The sequence below is a fragment of the Thioclava sp. genome, from assembly GCF_048263065.1.
In the GTDB taxonomy this organism is placed as follows: Bacteria; Pseudomonadota; Alphaproteobacteria; order Rhodobacterales; family Rhodobacteraceae; genus Thioclava.
On the sequence record NZ_JBLXEM010000058.1, the window covers coordinates 1 to 9,706 of the forward strand.

10 protein-coding genes and 2 pseudogenes are annotated in these 9,706 nt (G+C 56.1%); 7 read left to right on the forward strand and 5 right to left on the reverse strand.

What is annotated here, in order from left to right; genetic code table 11:
* A partial coding sequence (locus ACN0SD_RS20245; protein WP_417809986.1) for an AEC family transporter occupies positions 1–789 on the reverse strand: 789 nt, incomplete at its 3' end.
* Positions 790–916: 127 nt separating this feature from the next.
* Between ACN0SD_RS20245 and ACN0SD_RS20250 the strand changes: the two genes are divergently transcribed.
* From ACN0SD_RS20250 to ACN0SD_RS20260, 3 genes and pseudogenes are all read left to right on the forward strand, one after another.
* Complete coding sequence (locus tag ACN0SD_RS20250) at positions 917–1,081, forward strand: hypothetical protein (protein ID WP_417809987.1); 165 nt, start codon at positions 917–919, stop codon at positions 1,079–1,081.
* Between the two features lie 114 nt (positions 1,082–1,195).
* Positions 1,196–1,504 (forward strand): annotated as a pseudogene (locus tag ACN0SD_RS20255) (transposase); the annotation flags it as partial.
* Positions 1,505–1,719: 215 nt separating this feature from the next.
* Positions 1,720–2,850 carry a hypothetical protein gene (locus ACN0SD_RS20260; RefSeq protein WP_417809988.1) on the forward strand — a complete coding sequence of 377 codons (1,131 nt, stop codon included), beginning with the start codon at positions 1,720–1,722 and terminating at the stop codon, positions 2,848–2,850.
* A gap of 208 nt (positions 2,851–3,058) precedes the next feature.
* Here the strand turns inward: ACN0SD_RS20260 and ACN0SD_RS20265 are convergent.
* Both ACN0SD_RS20265 and ACN0SD_RS20270 read right to left on the reverse strand, forming a co-directional pair.
* Positions 3,059–3,310 (reverse strand): annotated as a pseudogene (locus ACN0SD_RS20265) (helix-turn-helix transcriptional regulator); the annotation flags it as partial.
* Positions 3,311–3,758: 448 nt separating this feature from the next.
* The gene (locus tag ACN0SD_RS20270; protein WP_417809989.1) at positions 3,759–4,169 is read right to left on the reverse strand and encodes a GFA family protein; all 411 of its coding nucleotides are present in this window, start codon (positions 4,167–4,169) and stop codon (positions 3,759–3,761) included.
* A gap of 307 nt (positions 4,170–4,476) precedes the next feature.
* On the opposite strand from ACN0SD_RS20270, the gene ACN0SD_RS20275 reads away from it, so the two are divergent.
* A complete protein-coding gene (locus tag ACN0SD_RS20275) occupies positions 4,477–4,974 on the forward strand; it encodes a hypothetical protein (RefSeq protein WP_417809990.1) in 498 nt (165 codons plus the stop codon).
* A 294-nt stretch (positions 4,975–5,268) separates the two neighbouring features.
* Complete coding sequence (locus ACN0SD_RS20280) at positions 5,269–5,796, forward strand: hypothetical protein (RefSeq protein ID WP_417809991.1); 528 nt, start codon at positions 5,269–5,271, stop codon at positions 5,794–5,796.
* A gap of 222 nt (positions 5,797–6,018) precedes the next feature.
* Here ACN0SD_RS20280 and ACN0SD_RS20285 read toward each other — a convergent pair whose 3' ends face one another.
* Entirely contained in the window at positions 6,019–7,551 is a 1,533-nt protein-coding gene (locus tag ACN0SD_RS20285; RefSeq protein WP_417809992.1) for an RNA-directed DNA polymerase, read from the reverse strand.
* A 491-nt stretch (positions 7,552–8,042) separates the two neighbouring features.
* Complete coding sequence (locus ACN0SD_RS20290) at positions 8,043–8,195, reverse strand: hypothetical protein (RefSeq protein WP_417809993.1); 153 nt, start codon at positions 8,193–8,195, stop codon at positions 8,043–8,045.
* A 152-nt stretch (positions 8,196–8,347) separates the two neighbouring features.
* Between ACN0SD_RS20290 and ACN0SD_RS20295 the strand changes: the two genes are divergently transcribed.
* Positions 8,348–8,884: a hypothetical protein gene (locus tag ACN0SD_RS20295; protein ID WP_417809994.1), complete on the forward strand. Its 537-nt coding sequence runs from the start codon at positions 8,348–8,350 to the stop codon at positions 8,882–8,884.
* Positions 8,885–8,981: 97 nt separating this feature from the next.
* Positions 8,982–9,706 (forward strand): hypothetical protein (locus ACN0SD_RS20300; protein WP_417809995.1); only part of this gene is annotated, 725 nt, incomplete at its 3' end.

Below are 9,706 nucleotides of genomic sequence, written 5' to 3' on the forward strand. Positions count from 1 at the left end.
GGACGTGGGGGCCGTGGGGATAGCTGAGAAAACGATCAGCACCAGCGCTTCGACCCCGCTCAGGCCGACGGCGCGCACCATGAGTGCGGCGAGCAGAGGCATAAACAGAAGGCGCAGGGCGCCGGTTGCAGCCAAGGTTAACCCGTCGCGATGCAGGGTGGCGGGTTGCAGGGCGGCCCCCACGCAAAGCAGGCCAAGCGGCAGGCTGGCTTGCGCCAGAACGTCAAGGAATCGTCCGGTGCCGAAGGGGAGGCCCCATCCGGTCAGGGCCAGCGCGATGCCCACCAGACAAGCCAGGATCAGCGGGTTGCGCGCCATGGTGGCGAACATGGAAAGGGGGGTGCGGGCCTGACCGGCCTCGGTCAGTGCCATGATTGACAGGATGTTGACCAAGGGCACCGCGATGGCAAGGTAAAGCGCCGCCCGCTCAATCCCCACGGGGCCGGCCAGAGTGGTAAGGATGGCTAGCCCTAGATAGGTGTTGAAGCGCACCGTGCCTTGCAGCAGTGGGCCAAAGCGGGCGGCGGGCATGGGGAGGAAGCGTCGCATGAGGGCCAAGGCGAGTGCGGCCAACAGAATGATTGCGACGGCCGCACCGCCGAGACGCAGCACTTGTGGGTCGCGGACGGGGGCATGGGCGAGACTGCTGACCAGAAGGGCCGGGAAGAGCAGGAAATAGTTGATCCGTTCGGCGGCCGGCCAGAATCCGAGATCAGGAAAGCCACGCCGGGCAAGGAGATAGCCAAGGCAGATCAGTGCGAAAAGGGGCCAGATGGTGAAGAAAAGCAATGTGATATCCCTTTGGCCCTGACCTGCGCAGACAGGGAGCCGCACGGGTGTCGTTGCACCATTCGTTAAAGACCGAAGCGCAGGGAGGGGCAAGCGGATTGCCGGAGGATTTCACGTTGAGATCCCGATGAATTTCCGACGTATCGTTGCGACAGAGCGTCTTTATGCATCCAATGACATTCGCATTCGCGATGTAGCATTTACTAAGCCCCCGCTGATTATGTCCATCGACGCGACCGGCCCACAGCCGCCGTTGACCGGCAATCCAAACGCTACATTGCAGCTTCCCTGAAACAGCCGTTGGACACATCGTGCAGCATTTTTGAGGAGTGAGAGGCGGCAAAGCGGACAAAGTGAGCCTTTGCTGTTCGTCGCCGATTGTCTGCTTCCCGTGCAACAAGACCTCGAGGAGGACAAATACGCCTTCCGTTGGACGCGGCTGTCGTGCAAGCGATTCCGCGACGACGAGGTGCGGCTGCAACTGCACGCGTTGGCCTACAACCTGGCCACATTCCTGCGCTGCATCGAGCTGCCCGAGGCGATGGCCGACTGGTCTTTGACCAGCCTCAAACTCAAGCTGGTAAAGATCGGGGCCCGCGTCGTGCGCCACGCCCGCGCCATCACCTTCCAACTGGCCGAGGTGGCGGTCACTGGCCCGATGGTGCGCGCTATCCTTGCCGCCATCCACCGATTACGAGCGCCGCCGTCATGCGCATCACCGCGATCCGGTTTAAAACAGAACAAAAGCGGCTCGACAGGTCCATCGGCCGCGCCGAAATAGACAGTCGTCAGGCCAGGATGAGACAGATGCGCGGCAGGGTCCGCGCCCCTACGGACGCTAGAAAAGCTTGATTCGCAGGCCTCTTCAGGCGACCTTGCAGTCAGAAGGCAAGCCACTTGGGGAATGTCGAATAAGAAGGCGACACGGGCATGATGATACGCAGTCTGTTGGTCGCGGTGGCCCTGTCGGGATTGCTGTCCGGCGTGGCTATGGCCCAAGATAGCTGTGGCTGTCTTGTGATTCCGATGCAAGGAACCTACGCGGATGGCGCCATAACGATGGACGTTCGTCATCTGGGGAGCGAAGCGGACGCATGCCCAAGCGCGCTGGCGATCAGCGGCCTGCGCAGGGGGGCGCCACCGATTGATGTGACGTTGTACTGTCAGGCAGGATCGTGGGTCGGCGCCGAATTTGCGCCAAATCTGGGTGACTTCAATTGGAAGGTAAACGGGCGACTGCCGGGGCCGGAGGCCGGGCCACCTGTGGGCGTCAGGGGCGCCGAAAGCATCATTGTAAATCTGGGCCTGCCCCAGATGCTGCACGACATGGGCAAGAAAGATCAGGAGTTCAGTCTTGATCTGGTCGGTGCAGCGCGGGCACCTGCCTGTGTGTGTGCGCGGGTTCGCGAAGAACGCCTATTCACACAAGACATGATCAACACCCTTTCGGACCCTGTCCTGCTTGCTGCGGCAAGGGATATGGCCCTACGTGGTGTCGACGTGCGCGCGAAACACTATCTTGATGCAAATTCGCGTCTGGTGGAATTCGATCAGGCCTCCACGCTTCCTTATTCATTCGACGATATTGTAAAGTTGTCGCAAGCAGGAGAATCTTCCTTCTCGAACGGGACGATCTCGGTCGTTCCGGGGGCGGAAACCACGCAAGAGATGATCGCCGCCAACGGTAGGCCCAACACAGGGGTACAGGCAGGGGCAGAAGCCTCGACCCATCCAGTAAGCTGCGTGGTCTCGATGCCACCACCCCATGAAGCAGAGATGTATTGCACGCCTGCCGTGGTGCTGGACGCCTGGCGGTTGCATGAAGACGCCCACGCGGCACGGTGCCGTGCGATCAATGCGGCGCCGGTATACCTTGCCGACGGTAAAACACAGCTGGATCTGAACGGCGCTGCGGTCATGCTTGACGGGCTGGTTGCGCCTCCATCGCCTTATAGCGCCTGGCTTCAGGTTCCAGAAAATACCGCCTTAGACGAGAAAGAAAGCTATCAGATCGAGAAGGCAGTTTATGACGCTTGGCTTGGCCGGTATTGCGGAGACTAAGATTGGCCAGCCTGCCACCACACTTTCCGGCAACAGCAGAACAAATCGACGCCCGTGTGGCCTCGTCGATTTGAAGGGATGGGCACTCGTGTGGGACGGATATGCAGCGCACTGCGTCTTGGTGTTCGATGGTGTCTCTGAAGCCCTTTGCATCGGCGCTGGCATTGGCGGTCTTGAAGGCCGCGTGACTGCCGCCTTGACGATAAGCTGCCGGTGCTTTGCCATAGGCCTCGCAAAAGACGCGGGAAAAGGCATCTTGAGAGCCATATTGTGCAAGCTGAGCGATCATCGCAATCTCCATATCTGAATTGGCAAGGCGGTCGGCAGCGCATTGTAGGCGCAAGCGGCGCAGGGTTGTTGCAACGGTCTCGCCGCTCATCGCCGTGTAGATGCGATGCCAATAATAGCTGGACAAACAGGCAACGTCTGACAGTTCATCAACACCAATATCAGTCTCCAAATTTGCGTGCAGTAAGGCAGTGACACGGTCGAGGCGTTCGTGGTAGCTTTATTCCGTCGTTTTTCATTGTTTCTCTCCAGTTTGTGGCATCTGAGAAAAAGCTGCTTCAGCTACGACCGACAAATCCTGCTGAATATCATTCTAACCGAATTGATTGGATCAGTGAGAGCTGACATTAGTTCGATGTGCAGCATCGGTCACTTTGGGCTCTCTGCGGACCTGCGGCAGTGCAGCGACCTCGGCGCCGGCCTGGCATGGATCGCTGATGCTCACGGCCCAGAGCCGACCTTGGCCACCACTTCAAAATGATGCAATGCGGTCCGCCATTGCGGCCATTCGTGCATCACGCAACATCTCTGTCCCTCGAATGACAGCAGAGCCGGACGAAGCCGATGGTCGCGTCCTTATCGTCTGGCTGTTGTCTGAGATACATCATCGGCGCGAGCTTTCAGCGGGGAAGTCCGTCGATCCTTTCGATGGAGGCCAGATCGTTGTCCCAGTTTGCGCGACTGGAACAGCAGATATGCGCGTTGGGTAGCATGTCGAACTGGCTGTCAAGCGACCCTGCCGGCACCACAATCAAACCAATCTCCGGCTGGGAAATAGGCAGTGCGGATCCGCAGTCGGAGCAAAAGCTTTTCATGTGGCGTGAACCAGGGAGATGAAACGTCTTGATGTTTGCCTCGCCTGAAACCCAGATGAGTTTGGCTGTGGACGAAAACAGGTTTGCCGAATGGGCCGAACCGCTATCCTTGCGGCAGCGGGAGCAGTGGCACAGGAAAAAGCTCTCGAACTCTCCCGATATGCGGAATTTCACTGCGCCGCAGAGGCATTGTCCCGTAGTCGGATTGTTGTCCATTCACACTCCTCGCGACCGGCACCGCCCTGCTGCCAGTCGAACGCATATCTTTGTTCCCTTGTATCCGCGTGTTGGATCCCGGTCAAAAGGGCTCAAAGAGAGACAGTCTCGGCGTCGCAGAACATCAGCGAATTGAAAACCATGCCTTCCGTCGTTCACGGCCCTGAACCGACCTTGAGCCTGGTCTTTGAATGCTGCAACTGCAGTCCACAAAGCGGACATCTGGCAGGGTTGAAAGTTCCCCCCTTATGTCTTGCGCTCTGCCAAGCGAAGAACCAGATATAGTGTGTTCAGTAAGGAATGTACTATGGGCGGATCATTGGAAGGCATTATGGCACCAATTAGCGGCTACGTCTTCGACGCGGCATCCCTGCTAATAGCTGTGGGCGCCCTCATTTACGCAGCGCGTGCGTTCCGTGTGTCTAAGCAAGCACTGAAATCCGGGGAAGACGCGCATCTCGCGGAACTAAAGATGAAAGCACTTGAAGGACGAGCCAGAGCTGAACGTAGTTTTTTATCTTTGCAGACTGACTGTCATGGAATGAGGGAACGATGGGACCTTCACCACCGCGAGCATTTTCCAAAGTTAAGTGTTCGGGACCTCCGCCCCGATGACACGCACCATATTTTTGAAATTGAAGGTGAAGGGCGCAGGCTTCTAGCGTCCCTTAAGTTGGAACAGCCGGAAATCGCCAAGTTCGAAGCTTCCGACTTGGAGAACTACATTCGGAAAGCGAATAACGTTGCAATTAGGATTGAGCAGCTTGCGCTTAGGTTGTCTGCCCCCAAATCACTTTTTGGGTAATGGCCCATACCGGACATCGGCGCACTGACCCCATGCCGCATTGCAGCCTGATCAAGCGGCTACTCGTGCATCATGCAGCATTTCCAATCGGAACCTGCCGCTATGCAGACCTTCCTCCACCTCGCTTCGCATGTTCAGGATGTGATTTGGTCGCGAAGTCCATCAGGCGTGCGGACTTGCGGCACTACCGCAAGGCATAGGGGAATGTCGCCAAGTAGCCGAGAATTCGTTTGCTGAATACCTGCAATGGGGTCAGATTGTCGGGTGTAAATTTCCGACGCAGGTGACGATAACATGAATGGCTTTCCCAAAACTGTGCGCGCAGCCGGCGTGCCTTACACGGTCATACTTCGGAGTGGAGCAGAACTATCTAACTACGAAGCGGCAGAAGTGGCTCAGCTTATTCACTCATGCGGAGCAGTCAAAGGAACTGTGGAGCAAATCGGAAATCGTGTCAGCAGAGCACACCTTTTCATCATCGCGCGATGGGCCAAAGAGATTGCAGGCGTGGCGGCGCTAAAATCTCCAGCACCGACGTACAGAAAAAGGCTCCGAGAAAATGTGGGCGTAGATGTTCCAGAAAATGAGTATCCATCGGAGCTTGGCTATGTGGCCGTATCGAAAGCTAATCGAGGACGCCGCCTCTCATCACTTCTGATGGCAGAGCTGATGTCGCTACCCATAGGCGCCGATGGTGTTTTTGCCACCACAAAACGAGAAGGGTATCGGACGGCAGCGCTGCCTGATCTCGGCTTCAGGTATCGAGGTTCCTACCTGAACGATGATGGAGAGACAGTGTATTTGCTGACCAAGGCGGGCTAACATTTAACACGGCCCTGACGTCCCCACCGCTTTTCCACGCGGCCTAGGCCCATTGCCGCCGTTCGGGCAAGACGAAGCGGACGGCCGGTCACAGCCCTTAGCAAACTCGCTTGCTACGTGGTGAACGGGGCCGAAACGAAACAGTGACAAAAACGGAGCCAGCAAGAATACAGAAGGTTCCTGTGCGCAGCATGGGTATTGGTTGTTGCCAAAATGTCAGATCTAACGCCTTGCCCATCTTAGCAAGGCCGCATCAAATACTCGATCTTGAGGAAACCTACCGAGGAAATACTGACGCTCATCGGACGGGAACTTCGAGCACGCGAAAATGAATGCTCGTTTTTGCCATGGATCCATGTGAGAAAATTCTTCCTTGTGTTCACGGAGCCAATCTGTCGCTCCCGACGCCATGGCCGATAGAATGACCTCACGCCTCACATACGGGTCGCCAGATGAGTAAAAACCAATTATCCGAGATATGTGATTCAATGTAGCATTTCTGGAAAATAGGCTCAGCACAGATAGGCGAAAATACTCGTTTTTTGCCAGAGATGTATCGGTCAGCAAACCGACCAATTCTTCGCCTAAGCCTCTCCAATCATCGTCCTCAAGATCTTGAATGCTCGAAAGATAGGCGCAAATGCCCGCGAGACATGGGCTCAGGTCATGGATACGTGAAATCACCTTCTTGACCGCGCCAGGGTGACCGACCTGCGCAAGCCTCCGGAAGAACCAACGCAAACGAATAAAATCCACTGGATCTTGGGATAGATATTCATCAATAATTTCGTCAATCTTGCTGTCGCGAATTTTCTTCCAATCAAGCGGACTGATTGAGCTAAAAGAGATCATTCTGTATGGGTTTCCCGATGAGTATCTCCTCACAACGTTTAATAGGTCATTCTCATTATTATTTATGGGTCGGTCTTCGACCATCTGCCGACATAACGAACTTGCCTCTTCCGGGGTGAGGAAACGGGTCTTGTGTCTCTGAAGGGTCAGGCGCTGTTGCTGGTCGAGAGATCGGGCAATTTGTGAAAGGGCTGCCCTCGCTTCATTCTGAGATGAACAGAATACAAGAATATCGTCAGCATACCTCAAGAAATCTATGCCTTGCGAATCCAGGCTGTTGTCAATTGGAATGAGCGTCGCCTCAGCAATAAGGTGGGCCGCGTGAGGTCCAACGGGAATTCCCCTCGAGACACCTGCTGTTGTAGACTCAAGAAGTCGGATCACCCATTTAGTTGATTGATTTGAAAATCCAGAAGCCAGGAGTTGGTTTTCAACAGTGTGGTGGTAAATCTGATTGTAGAAATCAGCGATGTCACAATAGAGAACGATCTTGGATGTGGAAGCTTTCTGTGCCACCTTAGCCCAGAAATCATTCCATCCTGACTGGCTGGCATATAGGCCATGCTCATAAGATGGGGAAAAACGATAGCTAAACACTTTATCTGCGGGTTTTCGCCTCTGCTCTACACCGGAACCAAACTGATGCATAATTGCGGATAGGATAATAGAGTCTTGAGGATCAAGTTGGGTCGCTTGGCGATAAGATATTTCATCTTTGGGAACGATGAACCGCCTCGAGGTTCCAATTGGGAATTGGTTTAGGTCTTTTCCTGAAATGTCGTTGGCGAGTCGATCTTTTTCGGCCTGCATCACGCGCATTTCGGATATTTGAGGGAAAAGGTCGCCATCCGAGTGCTCTGCAATGAAATCAATCGCCCACTCAACCGACGCTTTGTCTAACATCTTGCCTCCGAAAAAACCGCATGCACAGTTGCCGCGTAGTATCACTAATTGCTCAACCTGCACCATTTTAGAAACAGATTGCAACGGCAACGTCAGGGCTTATGGGGCCCGCAGCACAAAATGCTGGCTCAAGCGAAATGCCGGTTGGATATGCTCCCCAAACCATGCAACAGTTGTTGTTTGAGCGTAGCGGACATCCGTGAACCTTGCAGCGAAGGTCTGCTGTCCGCCCCTCGCGCATCACTCTGAGGCACAGCATCACCGTGGCGAACTGACTGGCTGGTTGCGATCTCCTTCTGCGTATAATGGCAGAAATTGGTATAGTAGCTCTAACTCGCAAGCCGCAATTCTAGTGGTTCGTTGATCTAGCATCAGTCACACGCAGATTTGCGCGGCTGTTCAAATGGGCGAACCATAGCTGCCTGTTTCGTTCAATTTCATAGGATTTCCTCGATTGCTAGCGGCTTTGCCAAGGCGAACCTTCTGAAGGTTCATTTGGTTAAGTAACCCTTGTCTTGCAAATGCGCGACGAGCAATCGCTCGACGTAAGATGCGACGGAACGCCCATCGTCTTCTGCAGCCTTTTCCACCGCTTGCTTTGTTTCGTCGGTCACACGAACTGAAAGTGCAGAAGTTCTTGCCATATTCATTTCCTCATGAGCGCAAATGAATGCAGTTGACATTCATTTATGTTGGGTGCATAGTGCATTCATTGACATACACTCAAGACGGACTGAGGGGAAGGTGGAAGCTCCCCGCCCAGTCCTGACCATCCCAATCTGTAAAGGAGATCAAGATGGCTACCCAAACTCGTATCACCCTCGCTGGCGGGATCAAGGCTACTGCGTGGCCGCGGCGGCAGCAGACGTCGACGCATGTGGGCGCGATCTCGCCCGCGCATGGTGCCTTTGTCGAGCTTGCGCGCGTCCTTCTTGATGCGACCGAGGCCGAGGAATTTCGCGCCAGCAGCATGTCTTGGGATCCGGCTTTCTGCGATCCTGACATTGCTGCAAATCTCGCCTTCGATGCTGTGCTGCACGCAGCGCGCGCGGCTGGCGATGCGCCGATCGTTATCGGTTCGGATCGCAAACTGGTCTACGCGGCGCGTTACATCGCCCGCAGCCTGACGATTGATGGGGCCGGGATGCGCGGCGAGGCGTTGCATTTCCTCGCGGAGACGCTTTCGCTCTGGGGGCGTGCCGCCGATGGTCTGACGGCCCGCCGGATTGATGCGTTGCTCGACCAAACCTGCGAGCGGCTGCTGCACCTGAACGCGCTGTTGAGCCCGGAAATGATGCCGCTCAGCACGGAGGGTTTCAGCTTTATCGGCTGAGCCACGCGCTTTCCACTTTTCACGACCCTTAGACGCCCGATTGGACGCGCCCCTTGGCGACGGCTGCGATCGCGCGCGACTTTGAAAGGCATCTCCGATGACCAATTCCTTTGATGTAACGCTGCCTTATGTCCTCCCGCCGGGTCAGGACGAGCCGATCTACCTGCCGCGCCGCTCGCGCGGCACACCGCCCGAGCTCTGGTGTGAAGCTCCAGGCGCAATCCTGCCCAATTGGCAGGCGGCGGCCCAGGCCAAAGGCTTCACCGCGCTGCGGCGCATTCGCGACAAGCAGCATGTCGTGCTGCGCTGTCACGCTTGCGGCAAGCTCACCGCGCAGCGTAGTTACACGCTTTTGACCGCAAAGCTCGCCTGCGCCGCCTGTCCCGATCAGGCCAAGCACGCGCTCGCCAAAGAAGCCGGAATGACATTCCTGTCCTATGACCCCGAGAACCGCCATGAAGGGCTGTTTCTCTTGCCCTGCGGCCATCAGGAGAAGCGCCAGTTCGGCTTTGTCGAAGAGGTTGCGGCCGGGCTGCGCCAGAACCGCTGCGACATCTGTTTTGCTGCGCGTGAAGAGGCAAACGCCAATGCCAATGGTTGGTCCGTCCTCGGCCCGGATCCGGAGGGCGAGGCAAACTATCGTCTTTATCTCCACCGCGACGGATGTGGTGCCGTTGCCCGCGTTGCACGCGGCAATTTCCAGACCCGGCGGTTCAAGTGCCCGGAATGCGGCGAAGGTTGGACGAGCGCGCCCAGCAATGTCTATGCGATGCGGTTCCGGCTTGAAGACGGGACGCCTCTGGTCAAGCTCGGCTTCTCTCG

Coding starts and splice junctions, on each gene's coding strand:
- ACN0SD_RS20280 (WP_417809991.1), top strand. CDS start 5,269: ATGAATGGCTTTCCCAAAACTGTGCGCGCAGCCGGCGTGCCTTACACG.
- ACN0SD_RS20285 (WP_417809992.1), bottom strand. CDS start 7,551: ATGTTAGACAAAGCGTCGGTTGAGTGGGCGATTGATTTCATTGCAGAG.
- ACN0SD_RS20290 (WP_417809993.1), bottom strand. CDS start 8,195: ATGGCAAGAACTTCTGCACTTTCAGTTCGTGTGACCGACGAAACAAAG.
- ACN0SD_RS20270 (WP_417809989.1), bottom strand. CDS start 4,169: ATGGACAACAATCCGACTACGGGACAATGCCTCTGCGGCGCAGTGAAA.
- ACN0SD_RS20275 (WP_417809990.1), top strand. CDS start 4,477: ATGGGCGGATCATTGGAAGGCATTATGGCACCAATTAGCGGCTACGTC.
- ACN0SD_RS20250 (WP_417809987.1), top strand. CDS start 917: ATGAATTTCCGACGTATCGTTGCGACAGAGCGTCTTTATGCATCCAAT.
- ACN0SD_RS20260 (WP_417809988.1), top strand. CDS start 1,720: ATGATGATACGCAGTCTGTTGGTCGCGGTGGCCCTGTCGGGATTGCTG.
- ACN0SD_RS20295 (WP_417809994.1), top strand. CDS start 8,348: ATGGCTACCCAAACTCGTATCACCCTCGCTGGCGGGATCAAGGCTACT.